Source organism: Pseudomonas sp. WS 5503, assembly GCF_012985385.1.
In the GTDB taxonomy this organism is placed as follows: domain Bacteria; phylum Pseudomonadota; class Gammaproteobacteria; order Pseudomonadales; family Pseudomonadaceae; genus Aquipseudomonas; species Aquipseudomonas paracarnis.
In genome coordinates, this window is the sequence record NZ_JAAQWI010000003.1 from 447,673 (window position 1) to 471,261 (window position 23,589).

Annotated in this window: 20 protein-coding genes and 2 tRNA genes; 18 read left to right on the forward strand and 4 right to left on the reverse strand. The window is 60.7% G+C overall.

The genetic code is table 11. The annotated features are described in order from the left end of the window. Positions 1-27: 27 nt before the first annotated feature. The 12 genes from HBO10_RS11075 to HBO10_RS11130 all read left to right on the forward strand — a co-directional run bounded on the left by HBO10_RS11075 (position 28) and on the right by HBO10_RS11130 (position 14,376). Complete coding sequence (locus tag HBO10_RS11075) at positions 28-888, forward strand: NAD(P)H-hydrate dehydratase (RefSeq protein WP_034125646.1); 861 nt, start codon at positions 28-30, stop codon at positions 886-888. Further along, a complete protein-coding gene (tsaE, locus tag HBO10_RS11080; RefSeq protein WP_034125647.1) occupies positions 876-1,346 on the forward strand; it encodes a tRNA (adenosine(37)-N6)-threonylcarbamoyltransferase complex ATPase subunit type 1 TsaE in 471 nt (156 codons plus the stop codon). Before HBO10_RS11075 ends, tsaE begins: the two co-directional genes overlap by 13 nt. A gap of 15 nt (positions 1,347-1,361) precedes the next feature. After that, entirely contained in the window at positions 1,362-2,783 is a 1,422-nt protein-coding gene (locus HBO10_RS11085) for an N-acetylmuramoyl-L-alanine amidase (protein ID WP_003188054.1), read from the forward strand. A gap of 14 nt (positions 2,784-2,797) precedes the next feature. Then, positions 2,798-4,699 (forward strand): DNA mismatch repair endonuclease MutL, encoded by a 1,902-nt coding sequence (gene mutL / locus HBO10_RS11090; protein ID WP_020301630.1) that lies wholly within the window; start codon positions 2,798-2,800, stop codon positions 4,697-4,699. Beyond that, positions 4,699-5,670, forward strand: a complete 972-nt coding sequence (gene miaA, locus HBO10_RS11095; protein ID WP_034125648.1) for a tRNA (adenosine(37)-N6)-dimethylallyltransferase MiaA — start codon at positions 4,699-4,701, stop codon at positions 5,668-5,670. The genes mutL and miaA overlap by 1 nt, the downstream gene beginning before the upstream one ends. 94 nt (positions 5,671-5,764) lie before the next feature. Then, entirely contained in the window at positions 5,765-6,025 is a 261-nt protein-coding gene (gene hfq / locus HBO10_RS11100) for an RNA chaperone Hfq (RefSeq protein ID WP_003188059.1), read from the forward strand. A 12-nt stretch (positions 6,026-6,037) separates the two neighbouring features. After that, on the forward strand, positions 6,038-7,339 hold the full coding sequence (gene hflX, locus HBO10_RS11105; protein WP_003188061.1) for a ribosome rescue GTPase HflX: 1,302 nt from the start codon (positions 6,038-6,040) through the stop codon (positions 7,337-7,339). 96 nt (positions 7,340-7,435) lie between these two features. Beyond that, positions 7,436-8,611 carry an FtsH protease activity modulator HflK gene (gene hflK, locus HBO10_RS11110; protein WP_003188062.1) on the forward strand — a complete coding sequence of 392 codons (1,176 nt, stop codon included), beginning with the start codon at positions 7,436-7,438 and terminating at the stop codon, positions 8,609-8,611. Beyond that, positions 8,611-9,477, forward strand: a complete 867-nt coding sequence (hflC, locus tag HBO10_RS11115) for a protease modulator HflC (RefSeq protein ID WP_003188064.1) — start codon at positions 8,611-8,613, stop codon at positions 9,475-9,477. Before hflK ends, hflC begins: the two co-directional genes overlap by 1 nt. A gap of 293 nt (positions 9,478-9,770) precedes the next feature. Further along, the gene (locus HBO10_RS11120; RefSeq protein WP_034125649.1) at positions 9,771-10,958 is read left to right on the forward strand and encodes an ATP phosphoribosyltransferase regulatory subunit; all 1,188 of its coding nucleotides are present in this window, start codon (positions 9,771-9,773) and stop codon (positions 10,956-10,958) included. A gap of 54 nt (positions 10,959-11,012) precedes the next feature. After that, positions 11,013-12,302, forward strand: coding sequence for an adenylosuccinate synthase (locus HBO10_RS11125; protein WP_014716669.1), 1,290 nt, complete (start codon positions 11,013-11,015; stop codon positions 12,300-12,302). A 139-nt stretch (positions 12,303-12,441) separates the two neighbouring features. Next, positions 12,442-14,376, forward strand: a complete 1,935-nt coding sequence (locus HBO10_RS11130) for a methyl-accepting chemotaxis protein (protein WP_034125650.1) — start codon at positions 12,442-12,444, stop codon at positions 14,374-14,376. Between the two features lie 107 nt (positions 14,377-14,483). On the opposite strand, the gene HBO10_RS11135 is transcribed toward HBO10_RS11130, so the two are convergent. The 4 genes from HBO10_RS11135 to HBO10_RS11150 form a co-directional block, all read right to left on the reverse strand. Further along, the gene (locus tag HBO10_RS11135; RefSeq protein ID WP_034125651.1) at positions 14,484-16,037 is read right to left on the reverse strand and encodes an iron ABC transporter permease; all 1,554 of its coding nucleotides are present in this window, start codon (positions 16,035-16,037) and stop codon (positions 14,484-14,486) included. After that, positions 16,037-17,062, reverse strand: a complete 1,026-nt coding sequence (locus HBO10_RS11140) for an extracellular solute-binding protein (protein WP_034125652.1) — start codon at positions 17,060-17,062, stop codon at positions 16,037-16,039. The genes HBO10_RS11135 and HBO10_RS11140 overlap by 1 nt, the downstream gene beginning before the upstream one ends. Positions 17,063-17,206: 144 nt before the next feature. Next, positions 17,207-17,293: transfer RNA gene (locus tag HBO10_RS11145), tRNA-Leu, on the reverse strand. Positions 17,294-17,447: 154 nt separating this feature from the next. Then, positions 17,448-17,534: transfer RNA gene (locus HBO10_RS11150), tRNA-Leu, on the reverse strand. A 224-nt stretch (positions 17,535-17,758) separates the two neighbouring features. Between HBO10_RS11150 and rnr the strand changes: the two genes are divergently transcribed. The 6 genes from rnr to rplI all read left to right on the forward strand — a co-directional run bounded on the left by rnr (position 17,759) and on the right by rplI (position 23,545). Then, on the forward strand, positions 17,759-20,386 hold the full coding sequence (gene rnr / locus HBO10_RS11155; protein ID WP_169921992.1) for a ribonuclease R: 2,628 nt from the start codon (positions 17,759-17,761) through the stop codon (positions 20,384-20,386). Beyond that, entirely contained in the window at positions 20,383-21,144 is a 762-nt protein-coding gene (gene rlmB, locus HBO10_RS11160) for a 23S rRNA (guanosine(2251)-2'-O)-methyltransferase RlmB (protein WP_003188074.1), read from the forward strand. Before rnr ends, rlmB begins: the two co-directional genes overlap by 4 nt. 324 nt (positions 21,145-21,468) lie before the next feature. Then, the gene (rpsF, locus tag HBO10_RS11165; protein WP_003236224.1) at positions 21,469-21,891 is read left to right on the forward strand and encodes a 30S ribosomal protein S6; all 423 of its coding nucleotides are present in this window, start codon (positions 21,469-21,471) and stop codon (positions 21,889-21,891) included. A gap of 28 nt (positions 21,892-21,919) precedes the next feature. After that, complete coding sequence (gene rpsR, locus HBO10_RS11170) at positions 21,920-22,150, forward strand: 30S ribosomal protein S18 (protein WP_002551829.1); 231 nt, start codon at positions 21,920-21,922, stop codon at positions 22,148-22,150. Between the two features lie 36 nt (positions 22,151-22,186). Next, positions 22,187-23,080: a hypothetical protein gene (locus HBO10_RS11175; RefSeq protein WP_034125655.1), complete on the forward strand. Its 894-nt coding sequence runs from the start codon at positions 22,187-22,189 to the stop codon at positions 23,078-23,080. An 18-nt stretch (positions 23,081-23,098) separates the two neighbouring features. Then, positions 23,099-23,545: a 50S ribosomal protein L9 gene (gene rplI, locus HBO10_RS11180; protein ID WP_003171376.1), complete on the forward strand. Its 447-nt coding sequence runs from the start codon at positions 23,099-23,101 to the stop codon at positions 23,543-23,545. Positions 23,546-23,589 lie beyond the last annotated feature (44 nt).

Here is a 23,589-nt window from a genome sequence, read left to right on the forward strand (position 1 = left end):
CTGCCAGACATCGGAGCTTGAAGACGCATGCCTCAGACAAAACACCCAATTACCGACGTTCAGCTGTTGTTGCCCGGCCATTTGCCGCAACTGGCTGCGCGTTCCCCGGACGCCCATAAGGGCCAGTTCGGCCACCTGTTGGTCATCGGTGGTGACCGTGGCTTTGGCGGCGCAGCGTTGCTGAGCAGCGAAAGTGCCTTGCGCAGCGGCACCGGCATGGTCTCGCTGGCGACGCGGCCGGAACACGTGCCGGCCGCTCTGGCTCGGCTGCCGGAGGTCATGGCCGTCGGCGTGAGCTCGGCCAACCAGTTGATGGGCCTGCTGGAAAAAATCTCGGTGATCGTCATTGGCCCAGGCCTGGGCGATGACGCCTGGGGCAAGAGCCTGTTGTCGGTCGCGGCCAATGCCAGCGTGCCGCAGGTGTGGGATGCCGACGCGCTCAATCAACTGGCCACTGGCAGCGTCGAGCTGCCGGCCAACTGTGTGATTACCCCTCATCCGGGCGAAGCTGCGCGTTTGTTGGGGCTATCGACAGCCGAGGTTCAGGCAGATCGCCTTAAGGTGGCGCGCGCGTTGAGTCAGAAATTCAATGCAGTGGCTATCCTCAAGGGTGCTGGCAGTTTGATTGCAAGTCCGGATGGACGGCTTGCCCGTTGTGATCAAGGCCATCCGGCGATGGCGACGGCGGGGCTCGGTGATGTCTTGGCCGGTCTGGTCGGGGCACTATTGGCTCAGGGGATGCCCGCGTACGAAGCGAGCTGCCTGGCCGTGTGGTTGCACGCGACCGCCGGAGACCGCCAGGGTAGTTTTGGTCGCGGCTTGGCTGCCAGCGACCTGATCCCCGCCATTCGTCAATTGCTGGAGGAGCAGTCGCCGTGCCTGAAGTAATTCTTTTCCTGGCAGATGAAGAGGCCATGGTCGCGTTGGGCCAGCGTATTTCACAGGTCACGCAAGGGGCCGGGTTGATCTTTCTCGAGGGTGACCTGGGCGCAGGCAAAACCACACTGTCCCGAGGGATTATTCGCGGCCTTGGCCATGCCGGCGCGGTAAAAAGCCCGACCTTCACGTTGGTCGAGCCCTACGAGATCGGCGACGTGCGTGCTTTCCACTTCGACCTCTATCGCCTGGTCGATCCGGAAGAGTTGGAGTTCATGGGCATCCGTGATTACTTCGACGATGATGCGCTGTGCCTGATCGAGTGGCCAAATAAAGGCACAGGCTTTTTGCCAAAGCCGGACCTGACCATTACCATTACCCCGCATGAGCACGGACGTCAGCTGAAGTTGTTGCCCCAGAGCCCACGCGCTGAGTCGTGGTGTGCTGCTCTGGCATTGGAATTCAAATAATTGGTGGGGTTAGGTATGCGCTTTCGCGCGTTGGTTGCTGTCGTGGGGGTGTTGCTTGCGGCAATGACTGTCAATGCTCTGGCTGCTTCACAGGTGAAAAGTGTTCGCCTGTGGCGAGCGCCGGATAACACGCGACTGGTGTTCGACCTGTCTGGCCCGGTCCAGCACAGCGTCTTTACCTTGACGGCGCCTGATCGCCTGGTGATCGATATCAACGGTGCCAGCCTGGCCGCGCCGCTGAAAGTCTCCACCGCCAACACGCCCATCACCGCCATGCGCTCTGCCCAGCGTACGCCGACCGACCTGCGTGTGGTCATTGACCTGAAAAAGGCCGTGACCCCCAAAAGCTTCTCCCTGGCCCCCAACGCCCAGTACGGCAACCGCCTGGTGGTCGACTTGTTCGACAACCCCGCCGACGCCGCACCGCCGCCTGCGCCAACGCCAAGCGTGGCGACGGTGCCTGCGGTGCCGGTCAACCCTTCGCAACCCCAAGTCAAGCTGCCACCGCCGCCGCCTGCACCGGCAGGCAAGCGCGACATTATCGTGGTGATCGACGCCGGCCACGGTGGCGAAGACCCGGGGGCTTCCGGCTCACGCGGCCAGCACGAGAAGGACGTGGTACTGGCCATCGCTCGTGAGCTGCAACGCCAGGTCAATGGCATGAAAGGCTACCGCGCCGAGCTGACCCGTACCGGTGACTACTTCATTCCGCTGCGTGGCCGTACTGAAATTGCCCGTAAGAAGGGCGCGGATCTGTTTGTGTCCATTCACGCCGACGCCGCGCCTTCAACCGCTGCCTTTGGCGCCTCGGTATTTGCCCTGTCGGATCGCGGCGCCACCTCCGAGACTGCGCGCTGGCTGGCCGACAGTGAAAACCGTTCAGACTTGATCGGCGGGGCCGGCAACGTTTCCCTTGATGACAAGGACAAGATGCTTGCCGGGGTGCTGCTCGACCTGTCGATGACGGCCTCGCTGACTTCCAGTCTTAACGTCGGGCAGAAAGTGCTGAGTAATATCGGTCGCGTGACGTCGCTGCATAAACAGCGTGTGGAACAAGCCGGGTTCATGGTGTTGAAGTCGCCGGACATCCCGTCGATCCTGGTGGAAACCGGGTTTATCTCCAACGCCAACGAAGCGTCGAAACTGGCCAGCGCCAGTCATCAGCAAGCGCTGGCGCGCTCGATCAGCGCCGGTGTGCGGCAGTTCTTCCAGCAAAACCCGCCGCCGGGCACCTATATCGCCTGGTTGCGCGACTCCGGCAAAATCGCCCAAGGCCCGCGTGACCATCGTGTGCAACCCGGTGATACCGTTGCCATGCTGGCGGTCCGTTTCCAGGTCACGCCTGCTGCCTTGCGCAGCGCCAATAACCTGAAAACCGACGAGTTGAAGATAGGCCAGGTGTTGACCATCCCCGGCACTTCATTGGCGGCGCAGTGATGAGCGAATCCACCTTGAACAGCGGCTCGCGCATTGAATTGCTCAGCCCGCGCCTTGCCAACCAGATCGCCGCGGGTGAGGTGGTTGAACGCCCGGCGTCGGTAATCAAGGAGTTGCTGGAAAACAGCATCGACTCCGGTGCCAAACGCATTGATGTCGATGTGGAGCAGGGCGGCGTCAAGCTGCTGCGGGTACGTGACGATGGCAGCGGCATCTCTTCGGATGACCTGCCCCTGGCCCTGGCCCGTCACGCCACCAGCAAGATCCGCGACCTGGAAGACCTGGAGCGGGTCATGAGCCTGGGCTTTCGAGGCGAGGCCCTGGCCTCCATCAGCTCCGTGGCCCGCCTGACCCTGACCTCCCGCACCCGTAGCGCCGAGCAAGCCTGGCAGGTGGAAACCGAAGGCCGCGACATGGCGCCTCGGGTCCAGCCGGCGGCGCATCCGGTGGGCACCTCGGTGGAAGTGCGCGACCTGTTCTTCAATACCCCGGCGCGGCGCAAATTCCTCAAGGCCGAGAAAACCGAATTCGATCACCTGCAAGAAGTCATCAAGCGCCTGGCCTTGGCGCGTTTCGATGTGGCGTTTCACCTGCGCCACAATGGCAAGACCATCCTCAGCCTGCACGAAGCCAACGACGACGCCGCGCGTGCTCGGCGGGTGGCAGCGGTGTGTGGCAGCGGGTTCCTGGAACAGGCGCTGCCGATTGAGATCGAGCGCAATGGCTTGAGGTTGTGGGGCTGGGTCGGGTTGCCGACGTTCTCCCGCAGCCAGGCCGACTTGCAGTATTTCTTTGTGAACGGCCGGGCGGTACGCGACAAGCTGGTGGCCCACGCGGTGCGCCAGGCTTATCGCGATGTGCTGTTCAACGGGCGACACCCGACCTTTGTGCTGTTCTTTGAGGTTGACCCTTCGGTGGTCGACGTCAATGTGCACCCGACCAAGCATGAGGTGCGCTTCCGTGACGGGCGCATGGTGCATGACTTCCTGTATGGCACGCTGCACCGTGCCCTGGGTGATGTGCGCCCGGATGATCAATTGTCGGCGCCGATCGTCACCGCGGTGGTGCGCCCGAGCGGTCCCGAGGCCGGTGAGTTCGGGCCGCAAGGTGAAATGAGCCTGGCGGCCAACCTGCTGCAATCGCCGCAGGCGCAGCCAGCCTACACGGCGCCGAATTCGGGTGCCGGTGCGGGTTATCAGTATCAATACACACCGCGCCCGCAATCGACGGTGCCGGTGGCCGAGGCCCAGGCGGCGTACCGTGAGTTTTTCGCGCCGCTGCCGGGTGCCGAGTCGGGTGCTGCTGTGGCGTTGCCCGAAGGCGGCGGTGATATTCCGCCGCTGGGTTATGCCCTGGCGCAGCTCAAAGGCATTTATATCCTCGCCGAAAACGCCCATGGCCTGGTGCTGGTGGACATGCACGCTGCCCATGAACGGATCATGTACGAGCGCCTGAAGATCGCCATGGCCAGCGAAGGCCTGAGCGGCCAGCCGCTGCTGGTGCCCGAATCCCTGGCGGTGAGCCAGCGTGAAGCCGACTGCGCAGAAGAACATCACAGTGTGTTCCAGAAGCTGGGCTTCGAACTGCAACGCCTGGGCCCGGAAACCCTGGCGATCCGCCAGATTCCCGCGCTGCTCAAGCAGGCCGAGGCCAACCGCCTGGTGGCCGACGTACTGGCAGACCTGATGGAGTACGGCACCAGTGACCGTATCCAGGCGCATATCAACGAATTGCTCGGCACCATGGCCTGCCACGGCGCCATCCGCGCCAACCGCCGCCTGGCCCTGCCGGAAATGAACGGCCTGCTGCGCGACATGGAAAACACCGAGCGCAGCGGCCAATGCAACCATGGCCGACCGACCTGGACCCAGATGGGCCTGGATGATCTGGACAAACTGTTCTTGCGCGGCCGCTGATGAGTGCCTTGCCCCCCGCCATTTTCCTGATGGGCCCCACGGCCGCCGGCAAGACCGACCTGGCCATCGAGCTGACCAAGGTGCTGCCCTGTGAGTTGATCAGCGTCGACTCTGCCCTGGTTTACCGGGACATGGATATCGGTACGGCCAAGCCGTCGAAGGCGCTGTTGGCCCAATATCCGCACAAGTTGATCGACATCATCGACCCCGCGCAGAGCTATTCGGCGGCGGACTTTCGCACCGACGCCCTGGCGGCCATGGCCGAGATCACCGCGCGCGGCAATATCCCGCTGCTGGTGGGCGGCACCATGCTCTATTACAAGGCGTTGCAGGAAGGCTTGGCCGATATGCCGCCTGCCGATGCCCAGGTGCGCGCCGAACTTGAAGATGAGGCTGCGCGCCTTGGCTGGCAGGCCCTTCACGACCAGTTGGCGGCGGTAGACCCGGTGTCTGCGGAACGTATTCACCCCAATGACCCCCAGCGGCTCACACGCGCCCTGGAAGTCTGGCGCGTCAGTGGCCAGACCATGACTGAACATCGCCTGAAACAAACTGCGCAAAGTACTGATGCAGGCGCATCTGGACAGTCACAATTGCCCTATACTGTGGCGAATCTGGCCATCGCTCCGGCAAACCGCCAGGTGTTGCATGAACGAATTGCACAAAGATTCACAATAATGTTGGAACAGGGGTTTGTGGACGAGGTCGTAGCATTGCGTTCAAGAGGCGACCTGCATGCAGGGCTGCCTTCGATACGTGCTGTAGGCTACCGCCAAGTCTGGGATCATCTGGATGGCAAGCTGACGTCCGCCGAAATGCAGGAGCGCGGCATCATTGCCACGCGCCAATTGGCGAAGCGCCAGTTCACCTGGCTGCGCAGCTGGAGCGATTTGCACTGGTTGGACAGCCTGGACAGCGACAATCTGTCACGCGCCTTGAAATACTTGGGAACGGTCTCCATATTGAGCTGAGTCCTTGCAATTGCCGTCTATCCTTGGGGGTGTGACGGCCATAAGCTATCTATTTTCCGATTTTTTATTATTGATCCTTAAAGGAGTGCGGCACATGTCAAAAGGGCATTCGCTACAAGACCCTTACTTGAATACTTTACGTAAAGAGAAAGTTGGGGTTTCCATCTATCTGGTCAACGGCATCAAGCTGCAAGGTACGATCGAGTCGTTCGACCAATTCGTTATCCTGCTGAAAAACACCGTCAGCCAGATGGTTTACAAGCACGCTATCTCGACAGTCGTTCCAGTTCGTCCAATCCGTCTGCCTAGCGCAGCAGGTGATGAACAGGGTGACGCTGAGCCAGGTAACGCCTGATAGGAGTCTCCTTTGTTCTTTGAGCGCCACGGTGGTGGTGAGCGAGTAATCCTCGTTCACTTGGATGGACAGGACCCTGAGGCGCGCGAAGATCCGCAGGAGTTTCAGGAGTTGGCAAATTCGGCCGGCGCCGAGACCGTTGCGTTTTTTAACGTACCGCGTCATCGGCCAACCGCCAAATATCTGATTGGCAGCGGCAAGGTCGAGGAACTGCGCGACCTGGTTCATGCCGAAGAAGCCGATCTGGTGATCTTCAATCACACCCTCACGCCCAGTCAGGAACGTAACCTCGAACGTGTTTTCGAGTGTCGCGTGATCGACCGTACCGGTCTGATTCTCGATATTTTCGCCCAGCGCGCCCGCACCCATGAAGGCAAGCTCCAGGTTGAACTGGCCCAGCTTGACCACATGAGCACCCGCCTGGTTCGCGGCTGGACTCACCTTGAACGTCAGGGTGGCGGTATCGGCATGCGTGGCCCGGGTGAAACCCAGTTGGAAACCGACCGGCGTCTGCTACGGGTTCGCCTGCGTCAGATCAAGGGCCGCCTCGAAAAAGTGCGCAGCCAGCGTGAACAGTCGCGACGTGGCCGTTCCCGTGCGGATATCCCGACCGTGTCCCTGGTGGGGTACACCAACGCCGGCAAGTCCACGTTGTTCAATAACGTGACCAAGTCGGATGTGTACGCGGCCGACCAACTGTTCGCCACCCTCGACCCGACCCTGCGGCGTCTGGACATCGACGACCTGGGGCCGATTGTGCTGGCCGATACTGTGGGTTTCATTCGTCACCTGCCCCACAAGCTCGTCGAGGCATTTCGGTCTACGCTCGAAGAGTCGAGCAATTCCGACCTGCTGTTGCACGTGATCGATGCGGCCGAACCGGATCGTATGTTGCAGATTGAACAGGTCATGGTGGTGCTGGGCGAGATTGGTGCCCAGGACTTGCCGATCCTCGAGGTCTATAACAAACTCGATTTGCTTGAAGGCGTTGAGCCACAGATCCAGCGCGACGAGAACGGCAAGCCCCAGCGGGTCTGGTTGTCGGCGCGAGATGGCAGTGGCTTGGAGTTGCTGGAACAAGCCATTGCCGAATTGCTCGGCAGCGATTTGTTCGTCGGCACCTTGCGCTTGCCGCAGCGTTTTGCTCGACTGCGTGCACAGTTTTTCGAGTTGGGCGCGGTACAGAAAGAAGAACACGACGAAGAAGGTGTCAGCTTGCTGGCCGTTCGATTGCCACGCTCGGAACTCAATCGGCTGGTCAGCCGAGAGGGTGTTGTACCGGCAGAGTTCATCGAACAACACACTTTGCAATAAAAGCCTGAGAAAGCGGTTGTGCCGCAGTAGCAGGCATTCTGTAGCATTGGTCGGCGCGCCGTGGGTGCGTCTTTGCTTTATCAGATGGAGAGCGCTATGGCTTGGAATGAGCCGGGTGGCAACTCGAATAATCAGGATCCTTGGGGTGGTAAGCGCCGCAATAATGGCGACCGCAAGGGGCCACCGGATCTCGACGAGGCCTTCCGAAAGCTGCAGGAAAGCCTGAATGGGTTGTTCGGTGGTGGAAAAAAACGTGGTGGTGACGACGGCGGTCGCACAAGCAAGGGCGGTGGCTATGGCCTGCTGGGCCTGGGTCTTGTCGTGCTCGCGGCCGTATGGCTGTACAGCGCGGTCTACGTGGTGGACGAGCAGGAGCAAGCCGTGGTGCTGCGCTTCGGCAAGTACTACGAGACTGTCGGGCCAGGCCTGAACATCTATTTCCCGCCGATCGACAAGAAGTACATGGAGAACGTGACGCGTGAGCGTGCGTACACCAAGCAGGGCCAGATGCTGACCGAAGACGAGAACATCGTCGAAGTGCCGCTGACCGTGCAGTACAAGATCAGCAACCTGCAAGACTTCGTGCTGAACGTTGATCAGCCGGAAATCAGCCTGCAACACGCAACCGAAAGTGCCCTGCGCCACGTGGTGGGTTCCACCGCCATGGACCAGGTGCTCACCGAAGGTCGTGAGTTGATGGCCAGCGAAATCAAGGAGCGTCTGCAACGCTTCCTCGACACTTACCGCACCGGTATCACCGTTACCCAGGTGAACGTACAGAGCGCAGCGGCACCGCGTGAAGTGCAGGAAGCCTTTGACGACGTGATCCGTGCACGTGAAGACGAGCAGCGTTCGCGCAACCAGGCTGAAACCTATGCCAACGGCGTTGTGCCGGAAGCCCGTGGTCAGGCCCAGCGCATCCTTGAAGATGCCAACGGTTACCGCGATGAGGTGGTCTCCCGCGCCAAGGGTGAGGCAGATCGTTTCACCAAGCTGGTCGCCGAGTACCGCAAGGCTCCTGAAGTGACCCGCGAGCGTCTGTATCTGGACACCATGCAGGAAGTCTTCAGCAACACCAGCAAGGTTCTCGTGACCGGCAGCAAAGGTGGGCAGAACAACCTGCTGTACCTGCCGCTGGACAAGATGATCGAAGGTGGTCGTAGCGGCGCCAGTGCACCGTCCACCGGTTCGAATGCCGCTGCCAACGAAGCGAGCGCCCGTGCGGCCGCTGACTTGCTGCAACAGCAAACACGTACCAGGGAGAGCCGTTGATGAGCAATAAATCGCTGACCGCCCTGATTGTGGGCGTCGTCGTGGTCATCGCTGCCTGGAACTGCTTCTACATCGTCGCTCAGACCGAGCGTGCGGTGCTGCTGCAATTCGGTCGCGTGGTCCAGGCGGATGTCCAGCCGGGCCTGCATGTGAAAGTCCCCTACGTCAACCAGGTGCGCAAGTTCGACGCCCGCCTGATGACCCTGGATGCACCGACACAGCGCTTCCTGACCCTGGAAAAGAAAGCCGTGATGGTTGACGCCTACGCCAAGTGGCGCGTCAAGGATGCCGAGCGCTTCTACACTGCGACTTCCGGCCTCAAGCAGATTGCCGACGAGCGTTTGTCCCGTCGTCTGGAATCGGGCCTGCGTGACCAGTTTGGTAAGCGCACCCTGCACGAGGTGGTATCCGGTGAACGTGATGCGCTGATGGCTGACATCACCCGTTCGCTGAACACCATGGCGGAAAAAGAGCTGGGTATTGAAGTGGTCGACGTTCGCGTCAAGGCCATTGACCTGCCCAAGGAAGTGAACCGCAGCGTGTTCGAGCGTATGAGCACCGAGCGTGAGCGTGAAGCGCGTGAGCACCGCGCCAAGGGTAACGAGTTGGCTGAAGGTATCCGTGCCGATGCCGACCGTCAGCGTCGTGTACTGCTGGCAGAAGCCTATCGTGAGTCTGAAGAGGCTCGTGGTGACGGCGATGCTCAAGCCGCGGCGATCTACGCCAAGGCCTACGGCCAGGACCAGGAGTTCTACGCGTTCTACCGTAGCCTGCGCGCTTACCGTGAAAGCTTCGCGAACAAAACCGACGTACTGGTGTTGGACCCAAGCAGCGACTTCTTCCGCTACCTGGAAAAGTCCAAGTAACCAGCCCGTGATTCTGTAAGGCGCACTCCGTCGGGCGGCTAAAATGCCTGGCGGGGTGATCCTTTCAGAAAACGGGTGTATGATGCGGCAGCCGGGAAATTCCCGGCTTTTTTGCGTCTGCATGTTTGATTCGGCAGGCGTGACAGGTTTTTCGAGGAAAGTGCCCGACGAGGCCGTTTGCAGGCCGTTCGTCACGTCGCTCTTGCGCGTGGTTTATGCAAGGGGCGGGTATTTTCTGCTTCACTCAAGGCTCGGCCGAGGGCTGGCCGCCCGGATCAAAGGGGAATGGCGTAATGGCAACGGTAGACCGCTGGCTGCTGCCAGATGGCATCGAAGAAGTACTGCCACCAGAAGCTGCGCGCATTGAAGTAGCGCGTCGCCAGGTGTTGGATCTGTTCCAGAGCTGGGGTTACGAGTTTGTCGTGACTCCCCATATCGAGTACCTGGAATCCCTGCTGACCGGCGCGGGCCAGGACCTGGATCTGCGCACCTTCAAGGTCATCGACCCGCAATCGGGCCGGCAAATGGGGTTCCGTGCCGACATCACGCCACAAGTGGCGCGCATCGATGCGCACACCCTGCGTCGTGAAGGCCCGAGCCGCCTGTGCTACGCCGGCAGCGTACTGCATGCCCAGCCGCGCGCCTTGTCGTCTTCCCGTAGCCCGATCCAGTTGGGCGCCGAGTTGTACGGCGACGCCAGCCCGAGCAGCGATGTGGAAGTGATCAGCCTGATGCTGGCCATGCTGCAACTGGCGGATGTGCCGGACGTGCACATGGACCTGGGCCACGTCGGTATCTACCGTGGCCTGGCGCGTGCTGCCGGGTTGTCCGGTGAAGTGGAGCAACAGTTGTTCGATGCCCTGCAGCGCAAGGCGATCGATGAAGTGATCGCTCTCACCGAGGGTGTGCCTGCTGAGCTGGCTGGCATGCTGCGGGCGCTGGTAAATCTGTGCGGCGGCCGTGAAGTGCTGGTGGCTGCGCGTGAGCGCCTGGCCAATGCTCCGGCACCGGTATTGGCGGCACTGGACGATGTGCTGGCAATTGCCGAGCGCCTGTCGGCACGGTTCCCGGAGCTGCCGCTGTATTTTGATCTGGGTGAATTGCGCGGCTACCACTACCACACCGGTGTGGTGTTCGCGGTATTCGTCCCGGGTGTTGGCCAGGCCATCGCCCAAGGTGGTCGCTATGACGATATCGGCGCCGACTTCGGTCGTGCGCGTCCGGCCACTGGTTTTTCCACCGATTTGAAAACCCTGGTGACCCTGGGGCGTGCTGAGGTCGAGCTGCCGTCTGGTGGCATCTGGATGCCCGACAGTACGGACGCAGCGCTCTGGCAGCAGGTTTGCCAGTTACGCCGTGAGGGTCAGCGTGTAGTCCAGGCCTTGCCTGGGCAGCCATTGGCCGCCGCCCGTGAAGCGGACTGCGACCGGCAATTGATTCAGCAGAACGGGCTTTGGCAAGTATCGCCACTGGCTTCTTGAGTTTTCCTGCCGGCCATCGCCGGCACCAAGTTTGCGCGAATGAGGACAAGTGTTATGGGTAAGAATGTCGTAGTCCTGGGCACCCAATGGGGTGATGAGGGCAAAGGCAAGATCGTTGATCTGCTGACCGAACATGCTGCCGCCGTAGTGCGCTACCAAGGTGGCCACAACGCTGGCCACACCCTGGTCATCGATGGCGAAAAAACCGTCTTGCACCTGATCCCGTCGGGTGTTCTGCGCGAAGGCGTGCAGTGCCTGATCGGCAACGGCGTGGTGGTTGCGCCTGACGCCCTGCTGCGCGAGATCACCAAGCTGGAAGAAAAAGGCGTACCGGTGCGCGAGCGCCTGCGTATCAGCCCGTCCTGCCCGCTGATCCTGTCCTTCCACGTTGCGCTGGACCAAGCCCGTGAAAAGGCGCGTGGCGAGCTGAAGATCGGCACCACCGGTCGCGGCATCGGCCCGGCCTACGAAGACAAGGTTGCACGTCGTGGCCTGCGTGTGGGCGACCTGCTCAACATGCCGCGCTTTGAAGACAAGCTGCGTGAACTTGTGGATTACCACAACTTCATGCTGGTCGGTTACTACAAAGAGCCAGCCATCGAGTTTGAAAAGACCCTGGCCGAGTGCAAGGAATACGCTGAGCTGCTCAAGCCGCTGATGCTGGACGTGACGGCCGAGCTGCACGACCTGCGTCGCGCTGGCAAGGACATCATGTTCGAAGGTGCCCAGGGTTCGTTGCTGGACATCGACCACGGTACCTACCCGTACGTGACCAGCTCCAACACTACTGCTGGCGGCGTTGCCACCGGCTCGGGCGTTGGCCCGATGTTCCTGGACTACATCCTGGGCATCACCAAGGCTTACACCACCCGTGTAGGTTCGGGCCCGTTCCCGACTGAGCTGTTCGACGACGTCGGCGCGCACCTGGCCAAGCAAGGCCACGAATTCGGCGCCACCACTGGCCGTGCTCGTCGTTGCGGCTGGTTCGATGCCGTTATCCTGCGTCGCGCTATCGATGTGAACAGCATCTCGGGCATCTGCCTGACCAAGCTGGACGTACTCGACGGTCTGGAAGCCATCAACATCTGCGTCGGCTACAAAGACGCCCAAGGCAACGATGTTGCCCCGACTGACGCTGACAGCTACGTGGGCCTGCAGCCTGTGTACGAAGAAGTGCCAGGCTGGACCGAATCGACCGTGGGCGCCAAGACCCTGGAAGAACTGCCAGCCAACGCCCGCGCCTACATCAAGCGTGTGGAAGAGCTGATCGGTGCACCGATCGACATTATTTCGACCGGCCCGGACCGCAACGAGACCATCGTTCTGCGTCACCCGTTCGCGTAATAAGTTGTTGATGTAAAAAGCAAAGGGCTCCTTCGGGAGCCCTTTGTCGTTTCTGCCTGGCAAGCGGCACGACCCTTGCTGTGTTTCCCTCTTTCGAGGTGCTATCAAATTAATGGCACCCGTGGTGGAGGGATTTCCAGTGTCTGCCGTTCTCTCGTTGTTACAAAGCCGTCTGTTGCGGCCGGTGTTCGTTACCCTTGGTATCGCTCTTTTGGTGCAAGTGCTGGTGGCCGTCGCGCTGACGCGGAGCACGGTGACGGCGCTGGAAGCCGATTTGGGCAATCGCCTGGGCATAGATAGCCAGAAGTTGTCTGGTGAACTGGCCCAGGCTGGCAAGGAAGTCACGTCCAGCCTGGACAGCCTCTCCGCCAGCACGCGCCAGCGCCTCACAGCCGGGCTTTCCACGCGCTTGCAGGAAGAGCAAAAGCAGTTGCGTGCGACGCTGGAAAAAGACCTGCAGGACTCCGCCAATGACATGGCGCAACTGCTGGCCTCGGTCGCGCCCCGTGCCATGTGGGACAGTGACGTGCCGACTCTTTCAGAGTTTGCCCGCCGGGCCCAGCGCAATCCCAATGTGCTGTTCGTGGTGTATGACGACGCCGCAGGCGAGCACCTGACGCGTTATCTGAACCGTGAGAACCCGATCAACCAGGCGTTGCTGGCAAAAGGCGCGGGTGAGCGTGCTCTGGATAAGGTACTGGACGCGGCCAAGACTGACCCTTCCGTGTACTACGTTGAAGCCTCCATCAGCCCCAACGGTGTGGAAATCGGCAAGGTGCGCATGGGCGTGTCGACCGCTGCGGTTGAGGCCGACCTGCAAGCCTTGGATAAGCGCTTTGCCGCGCTGATCGCCAGCGGTGATCAACTGGTGGGTGATAGCCTCAAGGGAGCCGCCGCTGACAGCGCCAACGCGATGGGTGCCCGGCTGCAATCGGCACAAGCCACTGCCACGCAAATGACGGCCAACACCGCCGCCGCCGTGCAAGACGCGGCGGGCACCCTGCGCTGGCGCATCGGCATGGGGCTGGCACTGGTGGGGCTTGGGGTATTGCTGCTGATCGCCATTGTGCTGGGGCGACGCGTGGTCAATCGCCTGAAGTTGCTGATTGCCGCGATGGATGATTTGGCGGCCGGCGAGGGCGACCTCACCAAGCGCGTGCAGATCAACAGCAAGGATGAAATCGGCGATATGGCCTCGGCGGTCAATCGCTTTGTGGATAAGTTGCAGCCCATCGTGCGCGAGGCGGGCGACGTGGCCCAGCGTACTGGCGTGGAAATCGGCGCCATGACGTTGCGCAATGCTGGCGCCGATGCGGCGGCGGGCTTGCAGCGTGATGAAGTGGCCGAGAGTTTGCGCGCTTTGTCGCAAATGGCCGACGAGGCCCAGGCCGAAAGCCACGCTATGCAGGCGGCCTTGCAGCAGGTGGTGGATATTCGCCAGGCCACGGATGAAAACTCACGAACCTCGGCTGAAGTCGGTAGCTTGATCGAGGCGTTGGCGGGGCAGGTGCAGGCCGGTTCCCAAGTGATCGAACGGCTGGCGCAGCAAAGCGAGCAAATCGAGGTCGTGCTCACCGTGATTCACGGCATCGCCGAGCAAACCAACCTGCTCGCTCTCAACGCGGCCATCGAGGCGGCACGGGCTGGCGAGACTGGGCGCGGCTTTGCGGTGGTGGCCGATGAAGTGCGTGCGCTGGCGAGCAAGACTCAAAGCTCCACCGGCGATATCCAGGCGCATATCGTGGCATTGCAGCAGGGCGCGCGTGAGGCGGTGGAAACCATCGGCAAGGCGGGGCGCCAGGCCAATGAGGGCTTGCTGGTGCTGCGCGACAGCGTGCGCTTGCAGCAGACGGTGCAGGCTTCTGTGGAGCAGGTGCATGCGGCGATTGGCCTGGCGACGCGCGCGGCCGAGCATCAAGCCCAGGGCGCGCATGCGGTGCGTGGGCGCGTGGAGGTGATCCATGCCCAGGCCGAGCGTGCGGCGCAAGCGGTGGTGGAGACGACGGCCAGTGGGAAGGTGCTGGATGGGTTGGCGGCGCAGTTGAAGGCGAGCTTGGGGCAGTTCAGGGCGTGAGGTTGTCTGGACGGGCTTCATCGCAGGCAAGCCAGCTCCCACATTCAACTGCATTCCAAAGTTGGAACTCGGTCACTGTGGGAGCTGGCTTGCCTGCGATAACTGTTTCAGCGGCTCAAATACATCCGCGTCGTAAGTAGATACACCGGCAACCCCGACACCAGAATCAACAACGCTGCATACGGCGCCGCCGCCGCAAATTCCACATTAGAGGTATGCGCCCAGACGGCCGTCGCCAAGGTATTCAGCCCGGTCGGGCTCAGCAGCAATGTCGCCGTCAATTCCTTCATCGCATCCAGGAACACCAAGGCAAACGCCGCCCCCAGCGCCGGAAAGATAATTGGCAACGTCACCCGGCAAAACGCACTGAAGGACGATGCGCCTAACGTGCGCGCAGCCTCTTCCAACTGTGGCGCCGCCTTGTTCAGTGCTGTACGAATCGGCGCCTGCGCCAATGGCAAAAACAGCAGCGCATAAGCAATCAGCAGCAATGCCGAGGTCTGGTACAGCGCTGGCACGTAATGCAGGGCGAAATACACCAGGGTCAACGCAATCACCAGGCCGGGCAGGGCATGCAGTAAGTACGGCAAGCGTTCGGCCCATAGCGCCAGTTGCCCTTTGTAGCGCACCACCAGCAAACCAACCGGTACTGCCAGTACCAGGCACAGTGCGGCGCCGCCCAGCGAGAGCGCCAGGGAAGACAGCAGCGCCTCACCGATCTCGGCCATCGGAAACGCTGCCGACGAACCGACTGCCAACCAATACCCGAGCATTCCCAGTGGGATGCCACTGCCAATGATCGCCAGCGCCAGGCAATACACCTGGCCCAATGGCGCCCACTTGCCCAGTCGAACCTGCTCGGCGTGCCGCGCCGCGCCCTGGCCGATGCGCACGTGCCGGCCTTTGCCGCGTACGCGCAGTTCCAGCCATAGCAGGGTCAGGCACATCACCAGCAGCACTGCCGAGAGCATTGCCGCATTGGCATTGCTGAACTCCAGTTCGAACTGCTGGTAGATCGCGGTGGTGAAGGTCTGCAGCCCAATGATCGACAGCGCGCCGAATTCCACCAGCATGTGCAGTGCGATCAATAGTGAGCCGGCCAGCAGCGATGGCCACAGCAGCGGCAAGGTGATGCGAAAGAACACGCCCCAGCGGTTGAGCCCCAGCGTGCGGGCCGATTCTTCCAGGGAGGGGTCAAGATTGCGTAGCGTTGCCGCCACCGGCAGAAATACCAGCGGGTATTTGGACAGGCTCATCACCAGGATCGCGCCGCCAAGCCCCTCGAACTGGGCGCTCAGCGACACCCAGGTAAAACTGCTGACGAACGCCGGCACCGCAAACGGCAGGCACAGGATCACACCCCAGATGCGCCGCCCTGGCAGGTTGCTGCGTTCCAGCAGCCAGGCCAGGGACAGGCCGATCACGCCGCAGGTCAGGGTCACGCCGACCATCAGCGCCAGGGTGTTGCGCAGCAGTCCGAACACATAAGGCCGCCACAGTAGATGCATCGCCTCCGTCCAGCCCGCCTGCCAGGCTTTGAGCCCGACGTAGGCGAGCGGCAACAGGCTCAGGCCAACCAGCAACAGCACAGGTAGCAGCAGCCAGATCGACGGGCGTTTGCGACGGGGGGTGAACCCCGCGACGGAAAGCGATGGGTTCATCAGTTCAGGCCAACGTCACGTTCCAGTTCCAGGGCTTCTTCGGCGTTACCCAGGTCTGCGGGGGTGACCTTTGGTGGCTGCAGTTCGCTGAATGGCTTGAGGCCGCGGTTCGATTCCATGCCCTTGCGCAGCGGGTACTCGGCCGACGTGTTGGTGATCACGCGCTGGCCTTCTTCGCTGGCCATGAATGCCAGCAATTGCTGAGCTTCTTTGGGATGCTTGCTGGATTTGAGTGCGGCAGCGGAGGATACGGTGATCAGGCCGCCAGCATCACCATCGGTGAAGTAGTGCAGTTGGGAATCCAGATTGGTTTTTTCCTTTTTCAGGGCAAACCAGTAGTAGTTATTCACCAGCACGGTGGCTACTTCGCCTTTTTCCACGGCCTTGAGGGCAACCATATTGTTGCTGTACACCTTGCCGAAGGCGCGCAGGCCGGTCAGCCATTCTTCTGCGGCTTCGCGACCGTGCAGCTTGATGATCGCCACGGCTTGCTCCTGGAACGCGCCGCTGGTGGGAACGAAGCCGACTTTGCCTTGCCACTCGGGGCCGGCAAAATCCAGTACCGACTTGGGCAGGTCTTTTTCGGCAATCAGTTTGGGGTTGAAGGCTACGACGCGGGTGCGTGCGGTCACGCCCATCCAGTCGCCGTTTTTGCCCACGTAATCCTTGGGCAGGACATCGAGGGTGCTGGCATCGATTTTTGCCAACAGGCCTTGCTCGCCGAGTTTGTTCAGGGGCGGTGATTCTTCGGTGTAGATGACGTCTGCAGGGGAGCGCTCACCTTCTTCGACGACCTGGCTGGCCAGCTGGTTGCTGCTACCTTTGCGCACGTTGACGTGGATGCCGGTCTTGGCTTCGAAGGCCTTGGCGAGTTCATCGCCGACTTCTTTGTGTTGGCCGTTGTATAAGGTCAGGGAGACCTTGTCGGCAGAATGGGCGGCGGGCGAGAGCAGGGTCAGGCTGAGTAGGGTGAGGGTCAGGCCGCGCAGAAGGGATGTCTTGAGTCGGTTGTCACGGATCATCATCCGAAGTGTTCCTCGCTTATATGCAACAAATCATTGCAAGGATAAACGATAAATCTTCTCAAGTGCGGATGAGGGGGAAATCACTGGGGAAGTTTTCAAACCCCGGAAACGAAAAAACCCGCTTTCGCGGGTTTGATCTGAATTTGGTGCCCAGGAGAAGACTCGAACTTCCACGACCTTGCGATCACCAGCACCTGAAGCTGGCGTGTCTACCAATTTCACCACCTGGGCATTATCTAACAACGTTGCCGCTGTTGATGGGGCGAACTATACGGCGGGGCTTTTGATCTGTAAACCCCTGATTCGAAAAATATAAATCAATTTTTCCGTTAAAAATCAGAGGCCTGAAACGAAAAAACCCGCTTTCGCGGGTTTGATCTGAATTTGGTGCCCAGGAGAAGACTCGAACTTCCACGACCTTGCGATCACCAGCACCTGAAGCTGGCGTGTCTACCAATTTCACCACCTGGGCAGCATCAACAACGTTGCCGTCGTCGATGGCGCGCACTATACGGAGCGATATTTGAGCTGTAAACCCCTGCCATGAAAAAAGCCTGGAAAATTTCGCCAGTGGTCGTGCAAGGTGCGCTCCGGGGGCCGCAAAGGGCTTTTAAACGCTTGTTGATACCTGAAATTTCCCGTTTCAATACGCGTATGCCAAACTAACCCGCATATAGACAAGGTGAAAACTCTCTAATGGCCGATTGGCAGTCCCTCGATCCCGAGGCCGCTCGTGAAGCGGAAAAATATGAAAACCCTATTCCTAGCCGCGAACTGATCCTGGCGCACCTCGCCGATCGTGGTTCGCCTGCTAGCCGTGAGCAACTGGTTGAAGAATTCGGTCTGACCACCGAAGACCAGCTCGAAGCCCTGCGCCGCCGTCTGCGTGCGATGGAGCGCGATGCTCAATTGATCTACACCCGTCGTGGCACTTACGCGCCGGTCGACAAGCTGGACCTGATCCTGGGTCGCATTGCCGGCCACCGTGACGGCTTCGGCTTCCTGATCCCGGACGATGGCAGTGACGACCTGTTCATGAGCCCGGCGCAAATGCGTCTGGTGTTCGATGGCGACCGTGCCCTGGCGCGGGTTTCTGGCCTCGACCGCCGTGGTCGTCGTGAAGGCGTGATCGTCGAAGTGGTGTCCCGCGCCCACGAATCCATCGTCGGCCGTTACTTCGAAGAAGGCGGCATCGGCTTCGTTGTGCCGGATAACCCGAAGGTCCAGCAGGAAGTGCTGATCACCCCGGGCCGTAATGGCGCCGCCAAGGTCGGCCAGTTCGTCGAGGTGAAAATCACCCACTGGCCAACGGCGCGCTTCCAGCCCCAGGGCGATATCGTTGAAGTGGTCGGCAACTACATGGCGCCGGGCATGGAAATCGACGTTGCCTTGCGCACCTACGATATCCCTCACGTCTGGCCTGAGGCCGTGCTCAAGGAAGCCGCCAAGCTCAAGCCGGAAGTCGAAGAGAAAGACAAAGAAAAACGCATCGACCTGCGTCATCTGCCGTTTGTCACGATTGACGGTGAAGATGCCCGCGACTTCGACGATGCGGTCTACTGCGAAGCCAAGCCTGGCAAGCTGCGCCTGTTCTCCGGCGGCTGGAAGTTGTACGTCGCGATTGCCGACGTGTCCAGCTACGTGAAGATCGGTTCGGCCCCGGATAACGAAGCCCAGGTGCGCGGCAACTCCGTGTACTTCCCAGAGCGCGTGATCCCGATGCTGCCCGAGCAGCTGTCCAACGGCCTGTGCTCCCTGAACCCGAAAGTCGACCGTTTGGCCATGGTGTGCGAGATGACCATCTCCAAAACCGGCGAAATGACCGACTACCAGTTCTACGAAGCGGTGATCCACTCCCAGGCACGCCTGACCTACAACAAGGTCAGCACCATCCTGGAAACGCCGAAGACCAGCGAAGCCAAGGCCCTGCGTACCGAGTACGCTGGCGTGGTGCCGCACCTCAAGCAGCTGTACTCGCTGTACAAGGTGTTGCTGGGTGCCCGTCATACCCGTGGCGCGATCGATTTCGAAACCCAGGAAACCCGCATTGTCTTCGGCTCCGAGCGCAAGATTGCGGCGATCACCCCGACCACCCGTAACGACGCGCACAAGCTGATCGAGGAGTGCATGCTGGCGGCCAACGTGGCCACTGCCGAGTTCCTCAAGAAGCACGAAATTCCTGCGTTGTACCGTGTGCACGACGGCCCCCCGCCGGAGCGCCTGGAAAAACTTCGCGCCTTCCTCGGCGAACTCGGCCTGTCCCTGCACAAAGGCAAGGACGGCCCGACGCCGAAGGATTACCAGGCCCTGCTGGCCAGCATCAAGGACCGTCCGGATTACCACGTGATCCAGACCGTGATGCTGCGCTCGCTGAGCCAGGCGGTGTACAGCGCCGATAACCAGGGCCACTTCGGCCTGAATTACGAGGCGTACACCCACTTCACTTCGCCAATTCGCCGCTACCCGGACTTGCTCACGCACCGTGCGATCCGCAGCGTGATCCATTCCAAGCAGAACACCCCGCACGTCAAGCGCGCCGGTGCCATGACCATTCCGAAAGCACGGATCTACCCGTACGACGAAGCGGCCCTGGAACAACTGGGCGAGCAGTGCTCCATGAGCGAACGCCGCGCCGACGAAGCCACCCGCGACGTGGTGAACTGGCTCAAGTGCGAGTTCATGAAGGATCGCGTGGGCGAGTCGTTCCCGGGTGTCATCACCGCCGTGACCGGCTTTGGCCTGTTCGTCGAGCTGACCGACATCTACGTCGAGGGCCTGGTGCACGTCACCGCCTTGCCGGGTGACTACTACCACTTCGATCCTGTGCATCACCGCCTGGCGGGCGAGCGCACCGGTCGCAGCTTCCGCTTGGGCGATACCGTTGAAGTGCAGGTCATGCGTGTCGATCTCGACGAGCGCAAGATCGACTTCGGCATGCCTGACAAGCCGGCAGAGCCTGCGGGTCGTAAAAAACGTGGTGAAACCACGGCGCCTGCGTCCAAAGGCAAAGCGGCCACCCCAAAAACCACGGCCGAGCCTGCACCTGCCAAGACTGGTCGTCGTTCTTCCGCCAAGGACAAGGCCCCTGAAGCCTACCGCCCAAGCGACGCGGCGGCGAAAAACGCCGAGCTGCGCAAGAGCCGCGAGTTGAAGCAGCAGTTGCTCAACGAAGCCAAAAGCGGTGGTAAAGCGGCGTCTGGGGGAAAGTCCCACGGGGCGGAAAAGCCGTCGAGCAAGCCAAGTAAACACCGTAAAGGCCCGCCAAAAGCGGGTTCGGCTCCCGCAAAAAGCGGCGGGTCGCGCAAACCTAAGGCCAAGTCATGAGTCTGGAAAAAATCTACGGCGTGCACGCCGTAGAAGCACTGCTGCGTCACCATCCCAAGCGCGTCAAGCAGGTGTGGTTGGCCGAAGGTCGCAGCGAGCCGCGCGTACAGGCGCTGGTCGAGTTGGCTACGCAGAATAAGGTTGCCATCGGCCAGGCCGAGCGTCGTGAAATGGACGTGTGGGTCGAAGGCGTTCACCAAGGCGTGGTGGCTGACGTCAGTCCGAGCCAGGTGTGGGGCGAGGCGATGCTCGACGAGCTGCTCGACCGTACCGAAGGTGCACCGTTGCTCTTGGTGCTGGACGGCGTGACCGACCCGCACAACCTCGGCGCCTGCCTGCGTTCGGCGGATGCTGCCGGTGCGCTGGCAGTGATCGTGCCCAAGGACAAGTCCGCGACCCTGACGCCGGTGGTGCGCAAGGTCGCCTGCGGTGCGGCGGAAGTGATTCCGCTGGTGGCCGTGACCAACCTGGCGCGTACCCTCGAGAAGCTCCAGCAGCGCGGCCTGTGGGTCGTGGGCACGGCGGGGGAGGCTGAGGTCAGCATTTATGACCAGGACCTTACCGGCCCTACGATCCTGATCATGGGCGCCGAAGGCAAAGGCATGCGCCGCCTGACCCGTGAGCATTGCGATTATCTGGTGCACCTGCCGATGGCCGGTAGTGTCAGCAGCCTCAATGTGTCGGTGGCGACGGGCGTGTGCCTGTTTGAAGCCCAGCGTCAGCGTGGTGCGAAGGCTAAGGCCAAGCCCAAGAAGTAATCACCATGTGGGGCTTGCCCCAATCCTGATGTAGGAGCGAGCTTGCTCGCGAAAAACGTCAACGATAACGCGGGCTTCCTGAATGAGCGCGGTGTCTGTGAGTTTTTCGCGAGCAAGCTCGCTCCTACATTTGTGTTTGTGGTGCTTGGGGTTGTTCAAATAATCACCAATTGCCTTGCGCCGCTTCTCCCCCTTCTCTACAATTGCGCCCCTTGCCTTCCTGGCAGGCACCGATGTGCCTCCCCTGCGGCAAGATCCATAAGTGTCATTCACTCCTTGTCTGACCGTTTTTGAGCGGCAGGCTACAACCCGTAAGGAGCATTCATGCGTCATTACGAAATCATCTTTTTGGTCCACCCGGATCAAAGCGAGCAAGTCGGCGGCATGGTTGAGCGTTACACCAAGCTGATCGAAGAAGACGGCGGCAAAATCCACCGTCTGGAAGATTGGGGCCGTCGTCAACTGGCCTACGCAATCAACAATGTTCACAAGGCTCACTACGTGATGCTGAACGTTGAGTGCACTGGCAAGGCCCTGGCCGAGCTGGAAGACAACTTCCGCTACAACGATGCTGTGATCCGTAACCTGGTCATCCGTCGCGAAGAAGCCGTTACTGGCCAATCCGAGATGCTCAAGGCTGAAGAAAACCGCAGTGAGCGCCGTGAGCGTCGCGACCGTCCTGAGCACGAAGGCGCTGATAGCGCTGATAGTGATGACAGCGACAACAGCGATAACGCTGACGAGTAATCCACGGACCTTTTAAGGAGCCTATCAAATGGCACGTTTCTTCCGTCGTCGTAAATTCTGCCGCTTCACCGCTGAAGACGTGAAAGAGATCGATTACAAAGATCTCAACACTCTGAAAGCCTACGTATCCGAGACCGGCAAAATCGTTCCAAGCCGTATCACCGGTACCAAAGCACGTTATCAGCGTCAGCTGGCCACCGCTATCAAGCGCGCCCGCTTCCTGGCCCTGCTGGCCTACACCGACAGCCACGGCCGCTGAGACCGGGCAGTCGACAAGTAGTAAGGGATTGAATGCATGCGCGCCTTAGCTGAGTTCATCATGCGCGGTCGCGTGCAGGCCACTCTGGTAGTGGCTGGATGTGCGGCATTGCCGTTGCTTTATTGGTTGGGTGCTGCCGCAGGTTGCCTTGTGCTACTGCGGCGCGGTTTGAAGGACGCCCTTGGCGTTCTTGCCCTGGGTTTGTTGCCGGCCTTGATCTGGTGGCTGCAAATGGGTGATCCACGGGTACTTCTGGTACTGCTGGGGTCATCGAGCCTTGCGTTGGTTTTGCGCGCAAGTGAGTCCTGGGTCCGCACGCTGCTGGTCAGCGTGGCATTGGGGTTGGTGTACTCAGTGATGCTTGGCGCGGCTTTCCGCCCGCAGATCGAGGCGCTGGCGCAGGAGATCGTCAAGATCCTGCCGTTGGCCCTCGGGGATCTCTACCAGCATTTGTCGGTAGATGAGCGAGCGCGGTTTGCGTCACTGATTGCCCCGGTCCTGACCGGCCTTATTGCGGCTTTGTTGCAGGTCGTCAGCGTGCTGAGCCTGATTCTTGGGCGTTATTGGCAGGCGTTGTTGTACAACCCGGGTGGTTTTGGTCGCGAGTTTCGCAGTATCAGAATCCCAGCGGGGCCGGCGATGTTGCTGCTGGCGTGCATGGTTGTCGGGCCGAACTTCGGCCCACAGATGGCCTTGCTGGCGCCGATTTGCAGCGTACCGCTGGTGTTTGCCGGGCTGGCCCTGATTCATGGGCTTGCCGCGCAAAAGCGACTGGCCAGGTTTTGGCTGGTGGGGTTGTACGTCACGCTGTTGCTGTTCATGCAGCTGATCTATCCGTTACTCGTGGTCTTGGCCATTGTTGACAGCCTGATTGATTTTCGCGGTCGTCTGGCGTCGAAAGACGCCGATAACGCGAACGGTGAAGGTTAAAAGTTAGAGGATTTTCACATGCAACTGATCCTTCTGGAAAAAGTCGCCAACCTGGGCAACCTGGGCGACAAAGTGAACGTTAAGGCCGGCTACGGTCGTAACTACCTGCTGCCATACGGCAAAGCCACCGCTGCAACCGCTGCCAACCTGGCTGCGTTTGAAGAGCGTCGTGCTGAGCTGGAAAAAGCCGCAGCAGACAAAAAAGCGTCGGCCGAAACTCGCGCTGCCCAACTGGCTGAGCTGGAAGTGACTATCACTGCCACCGCTGGTGACGAAGGCAAGCTGTTCGGTTCGATCGGTACCCACGACATCGCTGATGCACTGACCGCCTCCGGCGTTGAAGTGCAGAAGAGCGAAGTTCGTCTGCCGAACGGCACCATCCGCAACGTAGGCGAATTCGACGTAGCCGTGCACCTGCACGCCGAAGTTGAAGCCACCGTACGCGTTGTCGTGGTAGCAGCTTAAGTCGCACCTAACTGACTGGCACCTCGCGTGCCAGCCGGTTAACA

Excerpts from the sequence above, each read along its gene's own strand:
- HBO10_RS11075 (WP_034125646.1), top strand. The coding sequence starts at position 28 with ATGCCTCAGACAAAACACCCAATTACCGACGTTCAGCTGTTGTTGCCC.
- HBO10_RS11085 (WP_003188054.1), top strand. The coding sequence starts at position 1,362 with ATGCGCTTTCGCGCGTTGGTTGCTGTCGTGGGGGTGTTGCTTGCGGCA.
- miaA (WP_034125648.1), top strand. The coding sequence starts at position 4,699 with ATGAGTGCCTTGCCCCCCGCCATTTTCCTGATGGGCCCCACGGCCGCC.
- hfq (WP_003188059.1), top strand. The coding sequence starts at position 5,765 with ATGTCAAAAGGGCATTCGCTACAAGACCCTTACTTGAATACTTTACGT.
- hflK (WP_003188062.1), top strand. The coding sequence starts at position 7,436 with ATGGCTTGGAATGAGCCGGGTGGCAACTCGAATAATCAGGATCCTTGG.
- hflC (WP_003188064.1), top strand. The coding sequence starts at position 8,611 with ATGAGCAATAAATCGCTGACCGCCCTGATTGTGGGCGTCGTCGTGGTC.
- HBO10_RS11120 (WP_034125649.1), top strand. The coding sequence starts at position 9,771 with ATGGCAACGGTAGACCGCTGGCTGCTGCCAGATGGCATCGAAGAAGTA.
- HBO10_RS11125 (WP_014716669.1), top strand. The coding sequence starts at position 11,013 with ATGGGTAAGAATGTCGTAGTCCTGGGCACCCAATGGGGTGATGAGGGC.
- HBO10_RS11135 (WP_034125651.1), bottom strand. The coding sequence starts at position 16,037 with ATGAACCCATCGCTTTCCGTCGCGGGGTTCACCCCCCGTCGCAAACGC.
- HBO10_RS11140 (WP_034125652.1), bottom strand. The coding sequence starts at position 17,062 with ATGATGATCCGTGACAACCGACTCAAGACATCCCTTCTGCGCGGCCTG.
- rnr (WP_169921992.1), top strand. The coding sequence starts at position 17,759 with ATGGCCGATTGGCAGTCCCTCGATCCCGAGGCCGCTCGTGAAGCGGAA.
- rlmB (WP_003188074.1), top strand. The coding sequence starts at position 20,383 with ATGAGTCTGGAAAAAATCTACGGCGTGCACGCCGTAGAAGCACTGCTG.
- rpsF (WP_003236224.1), top strand. The coding sequence starts at position 21,469 with ATGCGTCATTACGAAATCATCTTTTTGGTCCACCCGGATCAAAGCGAG.
- rpsR (WP_002551829.1), top strand. The coding sequence starts at position 21,920 with ATGGCACGTTTCTTCCGTCGTCGTAAATTCTGCCGCTTCACCGCTGAA.
- HBO10_RS11175 (WP_034125655.1), top strand. The coding sequence starts at position 22,187 with ATGCGCGCCTTAGCTGAGTTCATCATGCGCGGTCGCGTGCAGGCCACT.
- rplI (WP_003171376.1), top strand. The coding sequence starts at position 23,099 with ATGCAACTGATCCTTCTGGAAAAAGTCGCCAACCTGGGCAACCTGGGC.